Genomic DNA, 21,095 nt, shown 5'->3' with positions numbered 1-21,095 from the left:
GTCGTCGTAGTTTTGTCCCATGGGACTCAACATTCAGATCACCGTCGACTCCAAAAATCCACACGATCTCGCCGACTGGTGGGCCGAAACGCTGGGCTGGGCCGTGGAACCACAGGACGGGACCTTCATCCGCTCCATGATTGAGCAGGGCTACGCCACGGACGCTGACACCCTGACCCACAGCGGCAGGCTCGTGTGGCGGGACGGCGCGGCGATCCGCCCGGTGGAGGAACTCGACGCCAAGACGCCGGAGCGTCGCATGCTATTCCAGATATCCCTGGAAGAAAAGACCGTGAAGAACCGGGTGCACTGGGACGTCCGCCTGGATGGCCGTGACAAGGACGAGGTCCGCACCGAACTTGAGGCGCGTGGCGCAACCTTCCTCTGGACAGCAAGCCAGGGACCGCATTCCTGGCACACCCTGGCGGACCCCGAAGGCAACGAGTTCTGCATCAGCTAACGCGATTACTAGACTTGGACGGTGAGCAACGAAATCCCTGCCAAGGTATCCGATGTGTTCGACCCGTCGCGCTGGCGCACCGTGTCCGGCTTCGACGACTTCCAAGACATGACATACCACCGGCAGGTGGAGCGCTCCGAAGACGGCACGGTGGTGCGGGACCTGCCCACCGTCCGGATCGCCTTCAACCGCCCCGAGGTCCGCAACGCCTTCCGCCCCGGCACAGTTGATGAGCTTTACCGCGCCATGGACCACGCCCGGATGAGCCCTGACGTGGCCACGGTGCTGCTCACCGGCAACGGCCCCTCCCCCAAGGACGGCGGGCATTCGTTCTGTTCCGGCGGCGACCAGCGGATCCGTGGCCGCGACGGATACCGCTATGCCGACGGCGAGACCCAGGAAACCATCGATCCCGCCCGCGCCGGCCGGCTGCACATCCTGGAAGTCCAGCGGCTGATGCGCACCATGCCCAAGGTTGTCATCGCGGTGGTTAACGGCTGGGCGGCCGGCGGCGGGCACTCCCTCCATGTGGTCTCGGACCTCACCATCGCCTCCCGCCAGCACGGCAAGTTCAAGCAGACCGACGCCACGGTGGGCAGCTTCGACGCCGGCTACGGCTCGGCACTGCTGGCGCGCCAGATCGGCCAGAAAGCAGCCCGCGAAATCTTCTTTCTGGCCCGCGAATACATTGCCGAGGACATGGTGCGGATGGGCGCCGTGAACGAAGCCGTGGACCACGAACGGCTCGAGGAAGTGGCGCTGGACTACGCCGCTGACATCGCCAAGCAGTCGCCCCAGGCCATCCGCATGCTCAAGTTTGCGTTCAACCTCGCCGACGACGGCCTGGCCGGCCAGCAGGTCTTCGCCGGCGAAGCCACCCGGCTGGCGTACATGACCGACGAGGCCGTGGAAGGCAAAGAGGCGTTCCTCGAGAAGCGCGATCCGGACTGGTCCAGGTTCCCGCACTACTTCTAAGCAGCACCAGCCCAAAGGCAGCCCCATGATTCCCAGGCCTACGTTTCCAAGGCACACATCCCCAAGGAGCACAGCGTGAACATCGACCCAGCGCTCAAGGCATTGGCGGCCGCCCTCCACGGTGAGGGCCCCGCCGTCGAGCTTTCCGCCGGCGACAACGGGGAAGTGCTGGTGACGCTTGTCGAGACACCCGGCATCGAGGACGCCGCCGTGGTGGTCCGCACCTCCGGGTCCACCGGCGTGCCCAAGGCCACGGTGCTGACGGTTGATGCGCTCGCGGCGTCCTCAATGGCCACCGCGTTCGCGCTCAAGGGCGAGGGCCAGTGGCTCCTGGCCCTACCCCTGCAGTATGTGGCCGGCGTTCAGGTGCTGGTGCGTTCGCTCTTCGCCGGCACACGGCCCTGGGCCATGGACCTGTCCAACGGTTTCACCACTGACGCCTTCACCGCTGCCGCGCTGGAGCTGACGGACAAGATCCGCTTCACGTCCCTGGTGCCCACGCAGCTGCAGCGGCTGCTGGACAACCCGTCGGCCGACACGCTTGCCGTGCTCCGCCGCTTCAACGGCATCCTCGTCGGCGGCGGACCGGCCCCTGCTGCGCTCCTTGACGCTGCGCGCGACGCCGGGCTCCGTGTCATCACCACCTACGGCGCCGCAGAAACCTGCGGCGGCTGCGTGTACGACGGCTATCCCCTCGAAGGCGTCGCCGTCCGGCTCGCCGAGGACGGCCGCATCCACCTTGGCGGTGCCACCCTGGCGGCTGGATACCTCGAGGCTCCGGGGCTGACAGCTGAGGCCTTCGCCGATGACGACGGAGGCCGCTGGTACCGCACCAACGACCTCGGAACGCTCGACGCCGACGGCCGGCTAACGGTGCTGGGCCGCGCCGACGATGTGGTCGTCACCGGCGGCGTCAAAGTCTCCGCCGCGCACGTCCAGGCGGAGCTGGAAAAGTCCGACGGCGTAACGGCGGCTTTCGTGGCCGGCGTCCAGTCCGCGAAATGGGGTCAGGCCGTTGCGGCCTACGTTGCGGTGGCCGGCGGACCTTCGTCCGGCGTCGACGGTGCCGCCTTGGCTGAGCAGTGGCACCGCACGTTGGGACTTCTGGCGCCCAAGACGGTCCTTCCCGCGGACGAACTGATCATGCTGCCCAATGGCAAACCGGACAGGCTCGCCATGATTGAACGGCTCAACGCCCTTCATCAGGGAAAATAGACTGGTTCCGCTCCGCCGCGGGCCTTCCCGCGGCATCGCAGTTCCCTGCACCACTCCGGCCGCGCTTCCTGCGCGTGCAATGCCCACCGAACCAACACGAGGTACTCACCGTGGCCACAGCCGCACAATGGATCCAAGGCGCCAGGCCCCGCACCCTGCCGGCAGCGATCGCCCCTGTCGTGATCGGCACGGCGGCGGCCTTTGAAATGGACGCCTTCCGCCCGCTCAACGCCATTCTGGCGGCCCTGGTGGCCCTGCTGCTACAGATCGGCGTCAACTACGCGAACGACTACTCGGACGGAGTACGCGGCACCGACGAAAACCGCGTGGGGCCGCTGCGATTGGTCGGATCAGGCGCAGCGCGCCCGGAGCTCGTCAAGTACGCGGCGTTCGCCGCCTTCGGCGTGGCCATGCTGTTTGGGCTGGCGCTCATCATCATCACCCAGACGTGGTGGCTGCTTCTCGTCGGCGTGGGCTGCGTGATGGCGGCATGGGGCTACACCGGGGGCAAGAACCCGTACGGTTACATGGGCCTCGGCGACGTCTTCGTGTTCGTCTTCTTCGGGCTCGTGGCCACCCTGGGGACCACCTACACCCAGGCCGGGCAGATCAGCCTGCCCGCCGTCGTGGGCGCGATCGGCACCGGCCTCATCGCGTGCGCCCTGTTGATGGCTAACAACGTCCGCGACATCCCCTCCGACATCCAGGCCGGGAAACGCACACTGGCCGTGCGGCTGGGAGACAAGCACGCCCGCGAAAGTTACGTGCTGATGCTCGCCGTAGCAATCCTGCTCGTGGTGATCCTCGCGCCCACGCGGCCATGGATGCTGATTGTCCTGCTGCTCATCCCGGCAAGCCTCATGCCCGCCTGGCTGATGATCAACGGCCGCAAACGCAAGAGCCTCATCCCGGTACTGAAACAGACCGGCCTCATCAACCTGGGCTATGCGGCCCTGTTCTCACTGGGACTCGTACTGAGCCACGGGCTGTAAGGCTCTGGCGCTGCGGTTCACGGTCCGGCTGGGCTTGCGGCCGCCACGGTCCGGCGGCCCTTCGCGGAGAGCGTTCTAGGCTTCCTTACTGCGGGGGTCTTGGCTGCGCGGGTCTTGGCTGCGCGGGTCGTTCTTGCGGGGTGCTTCTTTCCTAGTGTCGTTGCGGACCGTTATATCCGGGTGGGAATCGACCAGACGATCCTCCGCCTCGGCGTCGGCGACTTCACCTGCGGTGCGCAGGGGCTTCGCGCGGCCAGACAAGCGCGTATGCAGTGCGGCGGTAGCGGCATCGCGCTGCTTCTGGAAGAAGAGGTAGCTGATGGCGAAGGCAATCAGCCCGGCGCAGACCACAGCAAGAAGCCACCCGAGCTGCAGGAACACGAACAGCGCAAAGAGCGGTGCGAAGAGGGCAAGCCGGATCAGGGAGTATTTCACAAAAGCCACCATCCAAGTTTAGCCGCGATCCCTGAACGCAACCTCCGCGTCCCTCCGCCCGGCCGCCGGCCCGGCCGTCGATCCCGGCGGCCGTTGCGTCATTTCGTTGCGATGTCCGTTGAAGTTTGGGCCCGGCAGACGAGTCCTGCGGGGCCGTTTGGGAGCATTATCCGGGCCAAAACTCCCCGGTTCAGCGGCGCAAATCGGTGACGTCTTCTGTGGGCATACTGTAATCTTCGCAACCCCGCGCGACAGCTAGACTTGATTGCATGCTCCGTGTTGCGATTGCAGTCGCCGTTCTTGCCATATACGTCTACGGACTGGTGGACGTGATCCGGACTGATTCGACGCTCACCCGGGGATTTTCCAAACCGACATGGATCATCATCGTTGTCTTCCTCCCTATTATCGGCGCCGCCCTGTGGTTCCTGATCGGCCGTCCGCGTTATGACGCCCCGGTCCAGCAGACCTACTCCCATCCAACGGCCCCGGATGACGACCCCGATTTCCTCCGCAACCTGGAACAGCGCCGCCGCAACCAGGCTGAAGCGGACCGGCTGCGGAAGCTGAAGGACGACCTGGAAGCCAAGAAACGCAAGCTCGACGGCGGTGCCCGCGGCACCGGAGAGCCCGGCACCTCGGGCGCCACAGGAGACGCCAGCGCCGAGGGCAACCCGGAGATCAAGTAGCGCGGGATACCTGGGCTGCCAGTCTGAGTGCGTCCTGCGTGCCCCTCCGTTTCGCCCCGGCATGGAGCCGAACGCGGTGACACGGGTGCGCGCAGCTTTGAAGGACCGGGGCTGGATGCCGTCCCAGTAGAAAGCCGTCGCCGTAGAGGAACAGGAATCAGGCAGAGGCTCGCCCGATTGCCACAAAGGGCCGCCCAGCAACCAAGCTGAGCGGCCCTTTATGGCAACCGGCGTTCCGTTGATCCAACGAGGGCCTCGGAGAGGCCCTACAGCCCCGAGTAGGAGTGCAAACCGTTGAAGAACTGGTTCACGATGGTGAAGTTGAAGACCACGCACAGGTAGCCCACGATCGACAGCCAGGCCGCGCGGGTACCCGTCCAGCCGCGGGTGGCCCGGGCGTGGAGGTAGCCGGCGTAGACCACCCAGATCACGAACGTCCACACTTCCTTGGTGTCCCAGCCCCAGAAGCGTCCCCAGGCCTTCTCCGCCCAGATGGCGCCGAACATGAGCGTGAACGTCCAGCCGATGAAAGCGATCGCATTGATGCGGTAGGAGAGGTTCTCGAGGCTCAGCGCCGACGGCACCAGGCGCATGAAGCCCAGCTTGTCCTCGCCACCGCCGGCAATGGCCTTCTGCCGGTGCGACTGCACGAGCTGCAGCGCGGACATGGCAAACGTCAGTGTGAACAGCGCGGAGGACAGCACTGCGATGGAGACATGGATGACGAGCCAGTAGCTCTGCAGCGCCGGCACCAGGTGGCCCACGGGCGTCCAGAAGGCCACCGAGGCAGCCACCAGCATGATGATCACCAGGCCCACCACGAACGTGCCGAGGAAGCGCAGGTCGCGGCGGATCAGGACGGCAAGGAATACAGCCACCACCAGGAACGCGCCGGTGGTGAGGAATTCGTACATGTTGCCCCACGGCACACGCCCGGAGCCAATGGCACGGGTCAGCACACCCGCGGCGTGGATCGCGCCGCCCAGGACGGTCAGGGCCACTGCCACGCGCGCAGGGACGCGGCGCTCACCGCCGTAGAGCATGCTGGCGTCAGCGGTCTGCCCTGCACCGCCGCTCCCCTGCGCTTTGGCGGCCACGGACGACGACGGCCGCTCGGCACGTCCTGCCGGCCCGGCCAGGTGCCCCTCAACCCGGTCGGTGTTCCGGCCGGCGTCGGCTCGTCCGGAAAGGCCAGCCGTCCCGGCGGCGCCTGCTGCCACCGGAACCTTCGCGCCGGCGTCGGACGCGTCCTCGGAGGAATCGGAGGCAGAGCCGGCCGCGGCGGCCGCCCTCAGATCCACGGTGCGCAGCGCCTTGCTGCTCTTGGCCAGGTCCCAGGCGAAGGCGATGAACGCCACCGTGTAGGTGCCCGCAGCAAGGAGCATGAACAGCTCGCTGTACTGGCCCATGGTTTCGTTGATGGGGAACATTAACTGTCCTTCTTCGGCTCAGCTGAGCCTGCTGGTGAGGAAATGGAGGATGGTTTTTGGGGCCCGTCCGCGTCGAGGTCCCACGCGCTCGAGAGCAGTCCGCGGATGGCGGCGGCTTCGCCGGCCAGGCGGTGGTCCTCACCGCGGGCGAGGAGGCCGTATTCCACCATGGTGCGGCCGTCTTCATGCCTGCCGGTGCGCACCCAGACCCTGCGCCGGTTGACGTAGAGGGAAATCACAAGGCCGCCGACAGCCAGCAGCGCGAAGATCAGCGCGGATACCTGGCCTGGATTGTGGTGGATGTCGACACCGACATAGCGCTTCACGCCGTCGAAGCTGATGGAACCCTTGCCGTCCGGCAGCGTGACGGTCTTGCCCGGCGAAAGAGTGATGCCCTTGGTAGCCAGGTTGCGGGCGTTCAGCGGGGTCAGGCCCTTGACGTCGAGTTCAAACACGTTTTGCGGAGCGCCGTTATCCAGGCCCAGGTCGCCGTAGTACGAGTTCAGGCTGAGCTGCGGGTTGATGAGGTCCGGGTCCCCGCTGAACGAGATGCCCTGGTCGGTCACAAAGGCGGTGGGCAGGAAGAAGCCGGCGAATCCGAGCTGGTCGGGTTTGGCGTCGGGGACCTTGATCACCAGGGACGAGTAGTAGTTGTCGCCCTGAAGCTTGGCCACCACGGGTCCCTGCATGGCGATGTTTCCCTTGCCGTCACGGACCGTGACCACCGGTGCGTAGCCGTTGCCCGTCAGGTAGATGCTGGTGCCGCCGAGGGTCAGGGGGTCGTTGACCTTGAGGACTTCCTTCTTGGCCGGGGCACCGGGGTTTTCCTTCGTGGTGACGTCCGCGGTGAAGTCGATGGGCTGGCCATACTTGCCCTTGGATTCGCGGTCGAACGTGGCCCGGAACTTGTTCAGCTGGATGGAGTACGGCTGGAGCTGGCTGCTCTGGAAGTTGGTGCCCGGGGTGAACTGGTCGTAGCCCACCAGCGTGTTCACGAAGGTGTCGCCCTCCACGAGGATCCGCTGCCCGCTGTAGCCGAACAGCCCGCCGATCGCCACGGACACCAGCACGCCGATCAGGGAAGTGTGGAAGACGAGGTTGCCCACCTCTTTGAGGAGGCCGCGCTCCGCCCCCAAAGACGGCCGCGCGCCGTCGTCGTGCCGTACGTCAACGCGGTAACCGCGTTTCTTGAGCAGCGCCGCTGCGTCTTCAATGGCGTCCGACGCCGGGACCCCGGCTTCTGCGGGCAGCACCAGTGTGCCGTACTCCGGAAGGCGGGAGAGGCGTTGCGGGGTGCGCGGCGGCTGGGAGCGCATGGCCCGGTAGTGCGCGATGGCGCGGGGCACCACGCAGCCGATCAGCGAGATGAACAGCAGGATGTAGATGGCCGAGAACCAGGCCGACGAGTAGACGTCGTAGAGCTGCACGGAGTCCAGCAGCTTGCCGTAGTCCGGGTGGTCCTTGATGTACTGCGTGACGATCGAGGGGTTGGCCGGCCGCTGCGGGAACAGAGAGCCAGGCACCGCCGCCACAGCCAGCAGGAGAAGGAGGAACAGCGCGGTGCGCATGCTGGTCAGCTGCGTCCAGGCCCAGCGGAGCATGCCTAGGATTCCGAGGGCAGGCAGCGCCGCGCTGGCCTTGGCCGCCTTCACCGCGCCCTGGGGACCGGTGCTCTTGGCGCTGGCATCTTTTGCGCCGGCCCTTTTGGAGCTGGCGCCTTTACGGCCGGCACCTTTACCGCCGGCACCGTCAGGGGCGCCTTCGGGCGCGGCCTTGGGCGCTTCGCCGGCCGGAGGGTTCTTAGTTGACTTCACACGCTCGCTCATCAGATCGGCAACTTCACGTCGGTTTGGAACCAGTACTGCAACTGGGTGACCCAGGCTCCCCAGACTCCTGTTGCCATCAGGAGGCCCAGGACGATCAGGACGCCGCCGCCGGTCCGCTGGATGGCAAGCCGGTGGGTGCGGAAAAAGGACATCACGCCCGCGCCGCGGCGCACGGCCAGCGCGATCAGAAGGAACGGAATGCCCAGGCCAAGGCTATAGACAAACGCCAGGAAAGCACCTTTTGCCGCAGACGAGCCGCCGGAGAGGCTCAGGAGCTGGACGGCGGAGTAGGTTGGCCCGATGCAAGGCGCCCAGCCCAGGCCGAAGGTGATGCCCAAAAGCGGCGCGCCCCAGAGGCCTGCCGGCGGTTTAGCGTGGATCTTGGCGTCGCGCTGGAGCCAGCTGAAGCCGCCCATGAACACCACACCCATGATCACCACCAGGATGCCCAGGACCTGCGTGATCCAGGCGTTCTGGCCGCCTGAGATCAGCGTCCCCAGTTGGCCGAACGCGCCGCCGAGCAACACGAAGATCACCGAGAATCCGAGCACGAAGAGTCCGATGCCGGCCAGCATGCGGCCGCGCTTCTGCTTCTGGAGATCGACTCCGGTCAGTCCCGTGACGTAGCCCAGATATCCGGGTACGAGGGGCAGGACGCAGGGCGAGAGGAACGACACGAGGCCGGCCAGGAGCGCCACCGGGATGGCAAGCAGCAGGGATCCGTTCAGGATGGCTTCGGCGAAGGGGCTGTTCACGGTGGGTCCGCCCGCTACTCTGCCACGGCGGATTCGATGAGGGCCTTGAGGGTACCCTTCTGGATCTCGCCCAGCACGCGCGAAGCCACCCGGCCCTTCTTGTCCACCACGAGCGTCGTGGGGACGGCCCCCGGCGGCACAAGCCCGGACACAGCCAGCAGCACGCCGCCGTCCTTGTCGTCAAAGCTCGGGTAGGTGAGGCCAAACGTCTTGTCGAAGGCTTCCGCGGTGGCCTTTTCATCCCGCAGGTTCACGCCGAAGAACTGCACGCCCTTGCTCTTGAACTCCTGGTGGAGCGCTTCCAGCGACGGCGCCTCCACGCGGCAGGGCGCACAGGCAGCGAACCAGAAGTTCAGCACTGTAACCTTGCCCAGGAAGTTCTTGGGCGCCACCGCGGTGCCGTCAAAGAGGGTGCCTTGGATGTCGACGGCGGACTTGCGGTCCGCGGCGGCGAATTCCGTCACCGAGCCATCCCCGGCGACGTAGTTCTTGTTGTCTCCCGCCTTTGCCTGCTTGGCAAGCGCGTCCTCCTGGGCGCAGGCGGACAGGCCCAGCGTGAGCGCCGCCAGTGCCAGGCCGCCGGCTGCGAGGACGCTGCGGCGGGAGCTTGTGGGGATGTGGGTCATCGTCAGGCTCCGGGGGTGCTCGAGGCACCGGGAAGAAGGTCTGCGGCCGGCTCGCTGTACTCAACGCGCAGGAGCGTGCCGTCGTCGTCGAACACGAGGGACGTGAGGGAGGTCAGGGTGCACTCGCGCTTTCGCGGGTCGTGCCACAGGGGCTTTCCCTCGGCGCTGCGCCGGGTGGCCCAGATGGGAAGCTGGTGGCTGACCATGATGGCCTCGGCGCCGTCGCCGCCGAGTTCGATCGCCCTGGCCCGGGCGTCCTGGACGGCTGCCCGCACCCGGGCTGCCTGCTCCTTGTAGGGCTCGCCCCAGGAGGGCCGCATCGGGTTCACGAGCTTGGGCCAGTGCTTGGGCTTTCTGAGCTCTGCCTTGGTGACCTTCAGGCCTTCAAAGTGGTTTTCGGCCTCGATAATGCGCTTGTCCGTGTGGATCTCCAGGCCCAGGGCCTCGGACGTCGGCTGCGCTGTCTCCTGCGCGCGGGTCAGCGGAGACGCCACGAGGTAGACGATCTTTGCACCCTGGGTTGCACGGTCGCGGAAGTGGTCCGCCAGCGTTTGCGCCATCTGCAGGCCAAGCTCGGAGAGGTGGAATTCCGGCAGCCTGCCATACAGGACGCCCTCGGGATTGTGGACCTCGCCGTGGCGGAGCAAATGAACAGTGGCTTGGGGCATGTGTACCAGTTTCTCAAAGATGTTGGGCGATTCGAAATCTTCTACATCTAGTAGAACTCAGGAAAATTAAGAAATGTTCCGTTCGGGTGGAATAAAAGATGCAAATGCATGTTTATACTGGATGCAGCAGTTAGTTGATAGTTCAACCAATGAAGCTTCAACGGCATGAACGTCCGAAGCACCACTGATACAAGGAGAACCACCATGGCACTTCCCGCTAACGTCACCACCGGCACCTGGACCCTCGACAATTCGCACAGCGAAATCGCCTTCACCGTCCGGCACGCAGGCATCAGCAAGGTCCGCGGCCAGTTCAAGGAAGCCACCGCAACCCTGGACCTCGCCGAGAACGTGGCCGACTCCAAGATCAACGCCACCATCCAGACCGCGAGCTTCGACTCCGGCGACGTCAACCGCGACGGCCACGTCCGCGGCGAAGACTTCTTCGACGTCGAGAAGTTCCCCGAGATCTCCTTCGTTTCCAACGGCCTCGTTGCCAAGGGGGACGCCTACGAACTCCAGGGCGACCTCACCATCAAGGGCGTTACCCGTGCGGTGGCCCTCGAGACCGAGCTCAACGGCGTTGCCGTGGACCCGTTCGGCAACACCCGCGCCGGCGTTTCCGCTGAAACCACCATCAGCCGCAAGGACTTCGGCCTCACCTGGAACGCCGTACTGGAAGCCGGTGGAGTCCTGGTCAGCGACAAGGTTGCCATCAACCTCGAGCTCGCCTTCATCGCCCCTGCTGCGTAACGTGCACGCCTAGGTCGGTCCCGCCGACTTTTGCAGTGCAAACGCCCCGCCCGTGGTTTCCACGAAGCGGGGCGTTTGCGTTGTCCTGATGCCTTGTTTTCCACCCTTGAACGCCTGCCGGGAACTGCGGCCGTGCCGTAGCGATGGCCAACGAATGACCCCCGTGACATGGCCCCGGATCTTCTGGAATTAGCCATTTTCCGGGTCTACAGTGAGAGCCATGAGCAACCCCAGCGATGTACCGCAGCCTGAACAGCCGGGCTCCGAACCGCCGTCAGGCGACCACCGTCCTCCAGCGGCGCCGGAGACAGGGTGGAATCAGGCGGCGGGTTATCAGGCTGCGGGCCAGCACGACACCGACGCGCACGGGGACCGCTATGGGAATCAAGGGCAAGATTCCGGGCATTACTGGCAGCCAAACAAACCGGGCCGCGCCGGACGATTCCCCTTCGAGATTCCGGCCGACCGCCCCCGCAGTTTCAACGACGTCATGCCCCGCGGCGGCTTCTCGGGAATGTTCAGCGTGATGGGGCTGCCCACAGAGCTGAAGGTCTCGTACTGGATTTGGGTGATCGGTGGACTGGTGGGCCTGCTGGCCGGGGTGATCGGGCTGTTCGGGGCGCTGGTGCTCTTCGCGTTCGTACCGGGCCTCGCGATCCTCGTGCTGCTGCTCGTGCTGGTGGCTCTGGCCCTGTCCGGGGCGCAGATTGTCCTGGCGATGCAGATGAAGGAAGGCCGTGAGTGGGCCAGGTTCGCTCTGACCGTAGTTGCCGGCGTCTCGTTGCTGCTGTCCATCATCAGTCTCGGATTCGCCGACGGGCGGGGCGGCAACGGACTGGGCTTTCTGGCCAGCCTGGTGGCGACCGTGCTCATGTGGGTCTCCAACTCGCAAAGCTGGTTTGCCGCCGTCCGGGGCCACGCCTGATCCCTGCGAAGGGTGCCCTCCGGCGGGCCCCCTGTTCGCCTGGTGGAGGCCCGCGGGAGTGTGCCGTTCTAGCCGGATCCGATTGGCCGGTCCCCCGCCCCTGATCGGCGCTGCAGCCCGGGCAATTGCGGTGCAGGAATACCTCTCCGGAATGATCATTGCCGCGCCCGCCGAGGGGTACGGTTGAACTGAACCATGCTGGGGGCAGGGCAGGCTTCTGAACCCGGTGGCCGATCCCGACGTCGATAACGCAAAGGAACGCTCATGAGCACTCCTCCAGTCCAGCCCCCGAATCCGAACGAACCGAATTCCGGCCAGCAGGATTCCAACGAACCGGACCTGAACGCCCGGGAAAGGTCCGGGCAGCCCGGGTACGGCCAGAACGTTCCGCCGGCACCGCAGTACGGCCAAGCGAGTCCGCAGCAGCCCCAGTACGGCCAGAACGCTCCGCAGTACGGGCAGAACGTTCCCCCGGCACCCCAGTACGGCCAGAACGCCCCGCAATATGGTCAGAACGTTCCCCCCGCCCCGCAGTACGGCCAGAACGCCCCGCAATATGGTCAGAACGCCCCCCAGTATGGACAACAGCAGCAGTACGGGCAGCAGCCCTATGGCCAGTCGCCCTATGCCAAGTACCCCTCGGAGCAGCCCCAGGGCGGTGGCCCGGCCGGCGTTCCCAAGCTTGTGAACACAGCTTTCTGGATGCTCATTGGCGCAGGCGTCCTCTGGCTCCTGTCCATCCTCATCGCGATTCCCACACTGGATGACCCCGCCCTGCGGAACATGTTCGAGAGCCAGGTCCGGAGCAGCGGCCAGAACATTCCCTTCGAGGAGGTCAAGCCGTTCATCATCGGGACGATGGTGGTCTTTGGCCTCATCGGCGCCGGGCTCTACGCCCTGGTGGCATTCAACATCCGCAAGGGCAAGAACTGGGCCCGCATCCTGGGCACGGTCTTTGCAGCCCTCTCCGTCTTCGGCATCCTGCCGCTGAGCCTGAACACCCTGGTGACCGTCCTTGGAATCGCGGCGATCGTGATGCTCTACCTGCCCACAACGTCACCTTATTTCAAGAAGCAGCAGCCCTTCGCCAACCCGTACGCGGGCGGCCCGTACGGCCGCTAGCCACGAGCCGATAGCCTAGGGCCGCCAGCCACGACCCAGTCGGCACCCAGCATCAGCGGGCGCGGATCCCAACAGCGCCGGACGTTAGTTCGGCTGCCCCGGGGTCTGCGCCCGTTGCGCGTGGTAGGCAAGAATCTGCAGCTCGGTGGCCATGTCCACTTTGCGCAGGTTCACGCCGTCGGGCACCTGGAGCATCACCGGCGCGAAGCTGAGGATGCTGTGCACGCCGGCCGCCACCACCCGGTCGCAGACGCTCTGAGCCACGGCCGCGGGCAAGGCCAGGACCACCATGTTGGCCCCCGTCCGCTGCAGCACGGCCTCAAGGTCCGCGGCGTCGCTCACGCGCAGCCACCCAACCTCGTTGCCCACCACCATTTGGTCGGCGTCGAAAATGGCAACAACGTCGAATCCCCGGGACTCAAAGCCGCCGTACCTGGCCAGCGCCTTGCCGAGGTTACCGGCGCCGACGATCGCGACCTTCCAGTCGTGGGTCAATCCGAGCGCGGCGGCTATGTGACGGCTCAGGTACTGCACCTCGTAGCCCACTCCGCGCGTGCCGTATGACCCCACGTGGGACAGATCCTTGCGGAGCGTGGACGAGCTGACTCCCGACAGCTCGGCCAGCGATTCGGAAGAGACGCGTTCGGTGCCTTCGGCCAGCAGGGAGTTCAGGGCGCGCAGGTAGATAGTCAGCCGGGCCACGGCCGCTGGCGGAATCTGCTTTCCGGCAGCTCCGGTGTCCCCCGGCACAGCCTGGGGTGGTGAATCGAGCGAAGTCACTATCTGCTCCATTGCGTCGCGTTGTGAGTCCACTCTAGATCCCCATCACTTATGTCAACAAAGCCGGTGCCATTGCGCGGAATTCGCTGCTACCTCGCCATCGCCTGGCGCAGGACGCGCTCCAGCCTGGCCTCGTCAATCTTCCAGAAGTCGCGTTGGATCCCGTCCACCAGCACCACCGGAATCTCTTCGGCATAGCGGTCCCGCAGGGCGTCATCGCCGTCCACCGACTGATCCGTCCACTCCAGTCCGAGCCCGGCAGTAACCCGCCCGACGGCGTCGCGCGCCGCAGCGCACAGGTGACAGTCAGCTTTGGTGAGGAGAACGACGTCGGGATTTACCATGCTTCAACCGTATCGCCGTTCCCGGCGCGGAGCGATGCCGACGCCGCAGTGACGCCCAGTGCGTTCCCGCGCCGTCCGCTGGCCGCGCCCTCCCCGGCATTGACTAGACTCAATGGCATGCCCGAGGAGAAGTACGTCGCTGTGGCCCAACAGCCGGTTGCACCGCAGCAACGCCGCGAGGCCGCGTTCTTCGACGTCGACAACACCCTCATGAAGGGCGCCAGCCTTTTCCACGTCGCCCGGAAAATGCATCAGCGCGGCGCATTCACCCTGCCGCAGGCCGCGGGGATGGCCTGGAAGCAGTTCAAGTTCGTGCTCCGCGGCGAAAACATGGACGATGTTCACGCCGTGCGGGACTCCGCGCTGACCCTCGCCTCTGGTATTACGGTGGAGGACATCAAAGTCCTGGGCGAGGAAGTCTACGACGAGATGATCGCCTCCCGGATCTGGCCCGGCACCAAGGCGCTGGCCCAGCAGCACCTGCGTGTCGGACGAAAGGTCTGGCTCGTCACGGCCACGCCGATCGAAGTGGCCACAGTGATCTCCAGCCGACTCGGCCTCACCGGTGCCCTCGGCACGGTGGGCGAGATTAAGGACGGCCTCTACACAGGACGGCTGGTCGGGGACATCCTGCACGGGCCGGCCAAGGCGGTGGCGGTCCAGGGCATCGCCGACGCCGAGGGCCTGGACCTCAAGCGCTGCTGGGCCTACAGCGACTCCTACAACGACATCCCGCTCCTGACGCTCGTGGGACACCCCGTCGCCATCAACCCGGATGCCAGGCTGCGCAAGCACGCCCGCGAGCGCAACTGGCCGGTCTACGACTTCCGTTCCGGCCGCCGTGCCGCCACGCTCGGACTCAAGGCCGCCACCGCCGGCGGCGCCGTCTACGGCCTCTGGCGAGGCTACTCCCGCTTCCGCGGCCCCCGGGTCTGACGCGGAACGTCCCTGCGACGCACAAAATCCCCCTCGACACCCGAATTCCAGTGTCACCAGGCCATTTGCGCGTCCCTAGATCATTCGCGCGGCACCACCGCGGCCGCGATGGTGCCGACGGGAAGGCGACATCACGACGCACGCCGTGCTTTGCGTAGGCGACTTAACGACGCACGCCGTCTTTCGCAGCCGCTCCCCCGGCCCGCTGCCAGGACGCAAAAATGCCCGCACCCTCGAAAGGGAGCGGGCATTGACGCTGTAGAAGTATCTCTACTTCTTATTGCGGCGCTGGTGGCGCGTTTTGCGAAGCAGCTTGCGGTGCTTCTTCTTGGCCATACGCTTGCGACGCTTCTTAATAACTGAACCCACGAAAGTTCCTCACAAACTAGATGCAGTACCTGTCTGATGAAAAAGGTCCGTGGACTAAGCAACAGACTGAACAACTGACAGATTCTTACAATGACGTAAAACGTTCCTTAACAGGGTACCGCTTATCCGGACCCCCTACTGACCGCCACTGTTCCCATGACCTGCAGCCGCCCCAAGGCGGTTGCCTCGGTCACTAAGATCCCGGGGAAAGCGAGGCACCAAGAGTCAGGCGGTATCCGACTGGCCGTCAACAACAGCGCCCTTGAGGTACTGCTCGACGGCGTTCTCCGGAACCCGGTAGGAGCGGCCGAACCGAACGGCGGGCATCTCTCCGGAATGGACCAGGCGGTACACGGTCATTTTGGAAACGCGCATGACCTCAGCCACCTCGGCCACGGTCAAGAACTTGGCGTTCGAGAAGTTCGACTCGGACATTTCCCATATTCCTTTGCTCTCAGCATCATTGCGGCATCCCATGTTGTGTGCGGTGCGCCGATGCTGAGCCATCGAACAACCGTGTGCTAGTTACTCTAGAGGCTCACGTGGCCATTGTGAAAGCCCCGGCGTTTCCGCGACGATGCTGCCAACTGGTCGAGCACGGACGTCGTCACATCCCACTCCATGCAGGCGTCGGTCACGCTCTGGCCGTACACCAGTTCAGACCGCCCGGCGGCGTGTTCTGTCACGTCCAGGTTCTGCGCGCCGCCCACCAGGAAGCTCTCCATCATGACCCCGGCAATGGCACCCGCGGCCGTACCCGCATCCTCCAACTGCGCACCGATTTCGAGCGCAACTTCGGCCTGGCGGTGATGGCTCTTGCCGCTGTTGGCGTGGCTGGCGTCCACGATGAGGCGCGGGTTGAGGTTCTTGGCGGCGAGCCTCGCTGACGCTGCTTCGACGTCGGCGGCGGAGTAGTTTGGGCCCTTGCGGCCGCCGCGCAGGATCACGTGGGTGTCCGGGTTTCCCGCGGTGGCCACGAGCGCGGCTCGACCCTCGCCGTCGATCCCCAGGAAAGCCTGGGCCGCCGCCGCGGCGCTGCAGGCGTCGACGGCAACCTGGAGGTCGCCGTCGGTCCCGTTCTTGAAGCCGATGGGCATGGAGAGCCCGGACGCCAGCTGGCGGTGGATCTGGCTTTCGGTGGTGCGGGCGCCGATTGCCCCCCACGAAACGACGTCGGCCATGTACTGCGGGCTGATCGGCTCCAGGAACTCGGTGGCGGCGGGAAGCCCTAACGCTGTGACCTGCTGCAGGAAGCGGCGCGCCTCGCGCAGGCCGGCGGCGATGTCGTGTGTGCCGTCAAGCCGCGGATCGTTGATCAGGCCCTTCCAGCCCACCGTGGTGCGCGGCTTTTCGAAGTACGCGCGCATGACGATCAGCAGGTCCTCCTTGTGCTTCTCGGCCTGGCTCACGAGGCGGCGGGCGTACTCGAGGCCGGCCTTGGGATCGTGGATGGAGCAGGGCCCTACGATCACGAGCAATCGGTCGTCCACTCCGTCCATGATGGCCCTGACTTCGTCCCGGCCGCGTTCGACGACGTCCGCCACCCGCGCGTCCAGCGGCAGTTCCGCGATCATCTCCTGAGGAGTGGGGAGCGCGGTGATCCCGCTGACCCTTAAGTTCGAGGTGGACTGCTTCGGCGTGGACGGTTTCGAAACGCTCTGCTGGATTTCGGTGGCTGCTTCGGTGCTCATGTGCGGGGTCCTGTTCCGGGGTACGGAGCGGGCCCAGATCAGAACCCGCCGGAGAAATGGCGAAGGGCAGAGAATGATCTCTGCCCTGTTGGCTCTGAAGGTAGTTGGATGCGTGTCAGTTAGACGCGGGCCCCTCCAGAGCCAACGAAAAATACGCATACCAACGGTTAGTCATAGCCACACCATAACCTCGCATTTGTTTGATCCGCAAATTCCGTCCGTCACGCAAACGGCGAGGCGGATCATCCCACCAGCTTGCGCAAAAACTGCAGCTGCCGGACCCATTGGTGCTCCTGGCCACCTTCATGATTGTTGAAGCGGTAGACCTCGATGTCCTTGGCAGTTCCGCCACCGCCATTTGTGCCGTAGGCGTTGTAGCTCGCGAAAACGGTGGAAGGCGGGCAGACATCGTCCATCTGCGCCACCGAGTAAAGCGCGGGGACCGTCGCGCCACGGCCGAGGTTAACGCCGTCGAAGTAATTCAGCACGGCCAGCATCGGCTCGTACCGTTCGCGGTGCCTGCCCAGAAACGCGGCAATCTCGGGATACGGGCCGCGCGGCGTGATGTCGATGGCACGGGGAAAGTCCTGCAGGAACGGGACGTCGGGCAGGGCGGCGACGACGCCGTCGAGCCTCCCGGCCGCAAGCCCTGCGACGGCGACCGTGATGCCTCCGCCCTGGCTGACGCCGGCCACCACAATCCGGGAAGCGTCGACGTCCGGATGCGCCTGCGCCGCTTCGACGGCGCGGAACGCGTCCACATAGACACGCCGGTAGTAGTAGTCCTCCCGGCTGCCTGCACCTCGGGTCATCAGCCCTGCGTGGGCCACCTCGCCCGCAGACGGATCAGGATCAGGAGTCTCACCCACGGCGCCGCCGTAGCCTTGTCCGCGGGTGTCCATAATGAAGTGCGCGTAGCCTGCCTGGGCCCACTTGGTGTCCTGGTTGGCCAGGCCGCGGCCGCCTGAATAGCCGGCATACTGCACGACGGCGGGCAGCCGGGTTCCAGCCTCCCTGTTCGCCGGGAGGTGCAGCCAGCCCTTGACCGGAGAACCGCCATAGCCTGCGAACGTCACGTCGAAGGTGTCGATCACCGTCAGGTAGTTCTCCACAGGCTCGAAAACCGCTGCCAGGGGAAACTCGCGCGCCTCCCTGATGGTGTGGTCCCAGAAAGAGTCAAAATCGGCTGGAGCGGTCACGTCGGAGGTGTAACCGCGCAGCTGCTCAAGCGGAAGATCGAAGAGAGGCATGGGCTTTCCGTTCTCTTGAAGTGTGTAGAACCAGGCTGTGTGCTGTTGTGGATCCTATGTCAGGCACCGGCATAGGATCCTTCCCTCCGAGACGCCACATTGCGGGCCGTTTCGGAGTGCGGCGCCGGATGAAGCCTCATCTCCGGCCACTTCCGCTAGACCAGTGCCGCCTGGTAGCTTTCCAGCGGTGGAGAGCTGCGGACGGCTGCACGGAGTTCCCGCAGGCCGCCACTAATTGCCCCCGCGGCGCGCCCCTGGACAAGTACGTTGCCCATGGCCGTGGCCTCGACCGGGCCGGCAACCACACGCTTTCCGGTGGCTTCAGCGGTGAGCTGGCACAGGAGCCGGTTCTGCGAACCGCCGCCCACGATGTGCACGACGTCCACCTTGGTGTCCGCCAGCCGTTCAGCGTCGGCGATGGTCCGCGCGTAGCCGGCGGCCAGACTGTCCAGGATGCAGCGGACGATGGCCGCCGGCTGGTCCGGAAGCACAGCGCCGGGATTCCTGACGGCGGCGCGGATCCGTTGTGGCATGTTGTCCGGGGCGATGAAGTAGGAGTCGTCGGCGTTGATCTGCGGGCCGCCGGGCGGGAGTGCCGCGGCGGCGTCGAGCAGTTCGCCGAGCTCCGTTTTGTACCCTTCTGCTGCCCAGGTGCGCTGGCATTCGCTGAGCAGCCAGAGACCCCCGACGTTGCGCAAATACCTGATGGTGCCGTCCACGCCGCGCTCGTTCGTGAAGTTCGCGGCCCGGCTGGCCTCGGCCAGGACGGGGTGCTTCAGTTCCACTCCCACCAATGACCAGGTACCGGAGGAGATATAGGCGAAGTTGTCCTGTTCTGCCGGGACGGCGGCGACGGCGGAGGCGGCGGAGGCGGTGTCGTGCGAGCCGACAGCCAACGGCAGGTGTCAAAGCATTCTCTGCATCTGAGAGCTTGGAGAAGGATGTCACGGTCAGCCAGTATCAAGGGTGTCGCCAACCACGCCCGGGTGGCGGTGGGCACTGTCTCGAACGTCTTGAACTACACGGACCGGGTTCACAGCGCACCAGGAACGCGTCCTGCACGCCATCGAGGAGCTGAGGTTCGTCCGCAATGACGCCGCCCGCCAGCTGCGGGCGGGCCACAGCCGGACCATCGGCCTCATCGTCCTGGACGTGGGCAACCCCTTCTTTACATCCGTGGCCCGGGCAGCAGAGGATGCCGCGGTGCTGCTGGGCGACAGCGGCCACGACGCCGGCAGGGAATCCGGCCATATAGATCTGTTCCAGGAACAGCGCGTCCGAGGCCTGCTGATCTCGCCCGTCGGTGACGTCACTGAGCGTCTGGACCAGCTCCGGGAACGCGGCGTGCCAACCGTCCTAGTGGACCGCCTCGCCGACGACGCCGAGTACAGTTCTGTGTCGGTCAACGACGTCTAAGGCGGTCACCTCGCCGCCCGGCACCTGCTGGACATCGGCCGCCGTCGGCTCGCCTTCGTGACAGGGCCGACGTCGGTCCGCCAGTTCGCCGACCGCCTCGAGGGGGCGCGGCGCGCCGTCGCCGAAGTTCCCGGCGCGTCGCTGGAAGTCGTTGAATCCGAGGGGCAGACCGTCCTGGCCGGCCGCGGGATGGGCGACCAGCTGGTGACGCGCAACTCGGGCCAGCTTCCGGACGGCATCTTTTGCGCCAACGACCTCCTTGCGCTGGGCGTCATGCAGTCGCTGGCCATGACACACACACTGCGCATCCCGGAGGACGTGGCGCTGATCGGTACGACAACATCGATTTTGCCGTTTCAGCCGTCGTGCCGCTGTCCTCCATCCGGCAGCCGACCGAGGCCATTGGCCGGACGGCAATCGAACGGCTCACAGAAGAGCTCGACGCCGCGCATCCCCGCCACCGCGGCGTAGTCTTCACCCCCGAGCTGGTGGTGCGGCAAAGCACCGCCGGGGCTGCCGCCGTCGACGGCGAAGAGCCCGGCGCAGCGGAACGATCCGCCGCACGGAAGGAAGCAGGACGGCGTACGGCCGCACCGCGCGAGGCTGCTCAGAGCGAGGCTGCTCAGCGCGTAGCCGCACCGGAAGCTCTTCCGGCAGGGCAATAAGCAACGTGTGACGAGCTAAGCCCAGAGGATGGCGGAGTGGCGTGCGGCGTCGCCACGGCGCATCTCTCCTCCGGGGCGCTATTTCTCAGCAGAAACTATGACGGCGCCATCCAAGGCCGTGTCTTTGGTCAGCGGCTTTGCGCAGGGAAATCCGGCGTTGGCGGCTGTGCGCTGCGCGTTGAGGCACCGGTTGATCCGCTGGAGGGGCCAGGGGCCAACCTCGATCCGGAAATCGTGACGCATCACCCACACTAGGCGTGAGGAGACCAAGAGGCGGCTACCTCAGACGGTCGCATTGGTCACCGCTAAAAATGTCGGACCCCTCTGACAGAGTTTTCCTATGGAAGCCATGGGGGAACACGCAGCGGATCACGCCGCGGGCCAGGCGGTAACGCCGGTCCTTAGCGCGGCTGCCCTGCTGCGGGGCTGCGCGCTTCGCAGCGTTCCCGCTTCGGCGCCCCTCGTGGATAGCCGGGCGTCCGACGGCGGTGCTGCCGCCGGCGGGTCTGTCACCAGCGGTGCTGTCACCAGCGGGTCTGTCACCGGCGTGACGTTTGCTGGCACCGCCTTCAGTGGCGGGGCTGCTGAGGCCCTGGAGCAGTGTCTGGAGGCGCTGGCATCGGCGGTCGACGCCGCGGACAACGAGCTCGGGCTGGCTTCCTTCCGGGAGGCGGCGGATTTCGCGGACCTGACCGAGGAGCTCTCCCGCCGGACCGAGCACCTTCAGCTGCTCGCCGCGGCCGCGGTGGAACGGACCCGCACCGAGGCGGTCA

Annotated in this window: 21 protein-coding genes and 3 pseudogenes; 11 read left to right on the top strand and 13 right to left on the bottom strand. The window is 65.8% G+C overall.

The features are described from left to right. Positions 1-19: 19 nt before the first annotated feature. From LQ144_RS19550 to LQ144_RS19535, 4 genes are all read left to right on the top strand, one after another. On the top strand, positions 20-460 hold the full coding sequence (locus LQ144_RS19550; RefSeq protein ID WP_230120556.1) for a VOC family protein: 441 nt from the start codon (positions 20-22) through the stop codon (positions 458-460). 21 nt (positions 461-481) lie between these two features. After that, on the top strand, positions 482-1,435 hold the full coding sequence (locus LQ144_RS19545) for a 1,4-dihydroxy-2-naphthoyl-CoA synthase (protein WP_230120554.1): 954 nt from the start codon (positions 482-484) through the stop codon (positions 1,433-1,435). A 75-nt stretch (positions 1,436-1,510) separates the two neighbouring features. Further along, the gene (locus tag LQ144_RS19540; protein WP_230120552.1) at positions 1,511-2,650 is read left to right on the top strand and encodes an AMP-binding protein; all 1,140 of its coding nucleotides are present in this window, start codon (positions 1,511-1,513) and stop codon (positions 2,648-2,650) included. A 110-nt stretch (positions 2,651-2,760) separates the two neighbouring features. Continuing rightward, a complete protein-coding gene (locus LQ144_RS19535) occupies positions 2,761-3,642 on the top strand; it encodes a 1,4-dihydroxy-2-naphthoate polyprenyltransferase (protein WP_230120551.1) in 882 nt (293 codons plus the stop codon). Positions 3,643-3,717: 75 nt separating this feature from the next. Here LQ144_RS19535 and LQ144_RS19530 read toward each other — a convergent pair whose 3' ends face one another. Further along, positions 3,718-4,089, bottom strand: coding sequence for a DUF4229 domain-containing protein (locus tag LQ144_RS19530; protein WP_230120549.1), 372 nt, complete (start codon positions 4,087-4,089; stop codon positions 3,718-3,720). 257 nt (positions 4,090-4,346) lie between these two features. Between LQ144_RS19530 and LQ144_RS19525 the strand changes: the two genes are divergently transcribed. After that, positions 4,347-4,766 carry a PLD nuclease N-terminal domain-containing protein gene (locus LQ144_RS19525; RefSeq protein ID WP_230120547.1) on the top strand — a complete coding sequence of 140 codons (420 nt, stop codon included), beginning with the start codon at positions 4,347-4,349 and terminating at the stop codon, positions 4,764-4,766. 266 nt (positions 4,767-5,032) lie between these two features. Here the strand turns inward: LQ144_RS19525 and ccsB are convergent, their stop codons facing one another. The 5 genes from ccsB to LQ144_RS19500 form a co-directional block, all read right to left on the bottom strand. Then, the gene (ccsB, locus tag LQ144_RS19520) at positions 5,033-6,196 is read right to left on the bottom strand and encodes a c-type cytochrome biogenesis protein CcsB (protein ID WP_230120545.1); all 1,164 of its coding nucleotides are present in this window, start codon (positions 6,194-6,196) and stop codon (positions 5,033-5,035) included. Next, entirely contained in the window at positions 6,196-7,797 is a 1,602-nt protein-coding gene (locus LQ144_RS19515) for a cytochrome c biogenesis protein ResB (protein WP_230120570.1), read from the bottom strand. Before LQ144_RS19515 ends, ccsB begins: the two co-directional genes overlap by 1 nt. A 224-nt stretch (positions 7,798-8,021) precedes the next feature. Beyond that, positions 8,022-8,777 carry a cytochrome c biogenesis protein CcdA gene (locus LQ144_RS19510; RefSeq protein WP_230120536.1) on the bottom strand — a complete coding sequence of 252 codons (756 nt, stop codon included), beginning with the start codon at positions 8,775-8,777 and terminating at the stop codon, positions 8,022-8,024. A 14-nt stretch (positions 8,778-8,791) separates the two neighbouring features. Then, positions 8,792-9,403 (bottom strand): TlpA disulfide reductase family protein, encoded by a 612-nt coding sequence (locus tag LQ144_RS19505; protein WP_230120534.1) that lies wholly within the window; start codon positions 9,401-9,403, stop codon positions 8,792-8,794. A gap of 2 nt (positions 9,404-9,405) precedes the next feature. Continuing rightward, positions 9,406-10,071, bottom strand: coding sequence for a histidine phosphatase family protein (locus LQ144_RS19500; protein WP_230120532.1), 666 nt, complete (start codon positions 10,069-10,071; stop codon positions 9,406-9,408). A 204-nt stretch (positions 10,072-10,275) separates the two neighbouring features. Between LQ144_RS19500 and LQ144_RS19495 the strand changes: the two genes are divergently transcribed. From LQ144_RS19495 to LQ144_RS19485, 3 genes are all read left to right on the top strand, one after another. Next, the gene (locus tag LQ144_RS19495) at positions 10,276-10,824 is read left to right on the top strand and encodes a YceI family protein (RefSeq protein ID WP_230120530.1); all 549 of its coding nucleotides are present in this window, start codon (positions 10,276-10,278) and stop codon (positions 10,822-10,824) included. Between the two features lie 220 nt (positions 10,825-11,044). Next, on the top strand, positions 11,045-11,749 hold the full coding sequence (locus tag LQ144_RS19490; RefSeq protein WP_230120528.1) for a hypothetical protein: 705 nt from the start codon (positions 11,045-11,047) through the stop codon (positions 11,747-11,749). Between the two features lie 264 nt (positions 11,750-12,013). Further along, complete coding sequence (locus LQ144_RS19485; RefSeq protein WP_230120526.1) at positions 12,014-12,871, top strand: hypothetical protein; 858 nt, start codon at positions 12,014-12,016, stop codon at positions 12,869-12,871. 84 nt (positions 12,872-12,955) lie between these two features. On the opposite strand, the gene LQ144_RS19480 is transcribed toward LQ144_RS19485, so the two are convergent. Together LQ144_RS19480 and LQ144_RS19475 are read right to left on the bottom strand one after the other, a co-directional pair. Continuing rightward, positions 12,956-13,651, bottom strand: coding sequence for a redox-sensing transcriptional repressor Rex (locus tag LQ144_RS19480; protein WP_230120524.1), 696 nt, complete (start codon positions 13,649-13,651; stop codon positions 12,956-12,958). Positions 13,652-13,740: 89 nt separating this feature from the next. Then, positions 13,741-13,995, bottom strand: a complete 255-nt coding sequence (locus tag LQ144_RS19475; protein WP_230120523.1) for a glutaredoxin family protein — start codon at positions 13,993-13,995, stop codon at positions 13,741-13,743. A 117-nt stretch (positions 13,996-14,112) separates the two neighbouring features. On the opposite strand from LQ144_RS19475, the gene LQ144_RS19470 reads away from it, so the two are divergent. Continuing rightward, a complete protein-coding gene (locus LQ144_RS19470; protein ID WP_230120521.1) occupies positions 14,113-14,931 on the top strand; it encodes an HAD-IB family hydrolase in 819 nt (272 codons plus the stop codon). A gap of 270 nt (positions 14,932-15,201) precedes the next feature. On the opposite strand, the gene LQ144_RS19465 is transcribed toward LQ144_RS19470, so the two are convergent. The 5 genes and pseudogenes from LQ144_RS19465 to LQ144_RS19445 all read right to left on the bottom strand — a co-directional run. Next, positions 15,202-15,300, bottom strand: coding sequence for an AURKAIP1/COX24 domain-containing protein (locus LQ144_RS19465; protein ID WP_003792170.1), 99 nt, complete (start codon positions 15,298-15,300; stop codon positions 15,202-15,204). Positions 15,301-15,525: 225 nt separating this feature from the next. Further along, positions 15,526-15,735 carry a helix-turn-helix domain-containing protein gene (locus LQ144_RS19460; RefSeq protein ID WP_230120519.1) on the bottom strand — a complete coding sequence of 70 codons (210 nt, stop codon included), beginning with the start codon at positions 15,733-15,735 and terminating at the stop codon, positions 15,526-15,528. 95 nt (positions 15,736-15,830) lie between these two features. Then, complete coding sequence (locus LQ144_RS19455) at positions 15,831-16,991, bottom strand: 3-deoxy-7-phosphoheptulonate synthase (protein ID WP_290369793.1); 1,161 nt, start codon at positions 16,989-16,991, stop codon at positions 15,831-15,833. 242 nt (positions 16,992-17,233) lie between these two features. Next, a complete protein-coding gene (locus LQ144_RS19450) occupies positions 17,234-18,241 on the bottom strand; it encodes an acetylxylan esterase (protein ID WP_230120517.1) in 1,008 nt (335 codons plus the stop codon). A 155-nt stretch (positions 18,242-18,396) separates the two neighbouring features. Then, a pseudogene (locus tag LQ144_RS19445) lies at positions 18,397-19,137 on the bottom strand (FGGY-family carbohydrate kinase); the annotation flags it as partial. A gap of 45 nt (positions 19,138-19,182) precedes the next feature. Between LQ144_RS19445 and LQ144_RS19440 the strand changes: the two are divergent. Further along, positions 19,183-20,172 (top strand): annotated as a pseudogene (locus LQ144_RS19440) (LacI family DNA-binding transcriptional regulator); the annotation flags it as partial. Positions 20,173-20,662: 490 nt separating this feature from the next. Further along, positions 20,663-21,095: pseudogene (locus LQ144_RS19435) on the top strand (HNH endonuclease); the annotation flags it as partial.

Source organism: Arthrobacter sp. Bi83 (assembly GCF_918698095.1).
In the GTDB taxonomy this organism is placed as follows: Bacteria; Actinomycetota; Actinomycetes; order Actinomycetales; family Micrococcaceae; genus Arthrobacter.
The sequence above is the reverse complement of the archived record's forward strand: the minus strand, read 5'-3'. Positions and strand labels throughout refer to the sequence as shown.

What these genes read in the sequence shown, in the direction of transcription:
- LQ144_RS19550 (WP_230120556.1), top strand. Translation starts at nt 20, where the DNA reads ATGGGACTCAACATTCAGATCACCGTCGACTCCAAAAATCCACACGAT.
- LQ144_RS19530 (WP_230120549.1), bottom strand. Translation starts at nt 4,089, where the DNA reads ATGGTGGCTTTTGTGAAATACTCCCTGATCCGGCTTGCCCTCTTCGCA.
- LQ144_RS19525 (WP_230120547.1), top strand. Translation starts at nt 4,347, where the DNA reads ATGCTCCGTGTTGCGATTGCAGTCGCCGTTCTTGCCATATACGTCTAC.
- ccsB (WP_230120545.1), bottom strand. Translation starts at nt 6,196, where the DNA reads ATGTTCCCCATCAACGAAACCATGGGCCAGTACAGCGAGCTGTTCATG.
- LQ144_RS19515 (WP_230120570.1), bottom strand. Translation starts at nt 7,797, where the DNA reads ATGCTCCGCTGGGCCTGGACGCAGCTGACCAGCATGCGCACCGCGCTG.
- LQ144_RS19505 (WP_230120534.1), bottom strand. Translation starts at nt 9,403, where the DNA reads ATGACCCACATCCCCACAAGCTCCCGCCGCAGCGTCCTCGCAGCCGGC.
- LQ144_RS19500 (WP_230120532.1), bottom strand. Translation starts at nt 10,071, where the DNA reads ATGCCCCAAGCCACTGTTCATTTGCTCCGCCACGGCGAGGTCCACAAT.
- LQ144_RS19495 (WP_230120530.1), top strand. Translation starts at nt 10,276, where the DNA reads ATGGCACTTCCCGCTAACGTCACCACCGGCACCTGGACCCTCGACAAT.
- LQ144_RS19490 (WP_230120528.1), top strand. Translation starts at nt 11,045, where the DNA reads ATGAGCAACCCCAGCGATGTACCGCAGCCTGAACAGCCGGGCTCCGAA.
- LQ144_RS19485 (WP_230120526.1), top strand. Translation starts at nt 12,014, where the DNA reads ATGAGCACTCCTCCAGTCCAGCCCCCGAATCCGAACGAACCGAATTCC.
- LQ144_RS19475 (WP_230120523.1), bottom strand. Translation starts at nt 13,995, where the DNA reads ATGGTAAATCCCGACGTCGTTCTCCTCACCAAAGCTGACTGTCACCTG.
- LQ144_RS19470 (WP_230120521.1), top strand. Translation starts at nt 14,113, where the DNA reads ATGCCCGAGGAGAAGTACGTCGCTGTGGCCCAACAGCCGGTTGCACCG.
- LQ144_RS19460 (WP_230120519.1), bottom strand. Translation starts at nt 15,735, where the DNA reads ATGTCCGAGTCGAACTTCTCGAACGCCAAGTTCTTGACCGTGGCCGAG.
- LQ144_RS19455 (WP_290369793.1), bottom strand. Translation starts at nt 16,991, where the DNA reads ATGAGCACCGAAGCAGCCACCGAAATCCAGCAGAGCGTTTCGAAACCG.
- LQ144_RS19450 (WP_230120517.1), bottom strand. Translation starts at nt 18,241, where the DNA reads ATGCCTCTCTTCGATCTTCCGCTTGAGCAGCTGCGCGGTTACACCTCC.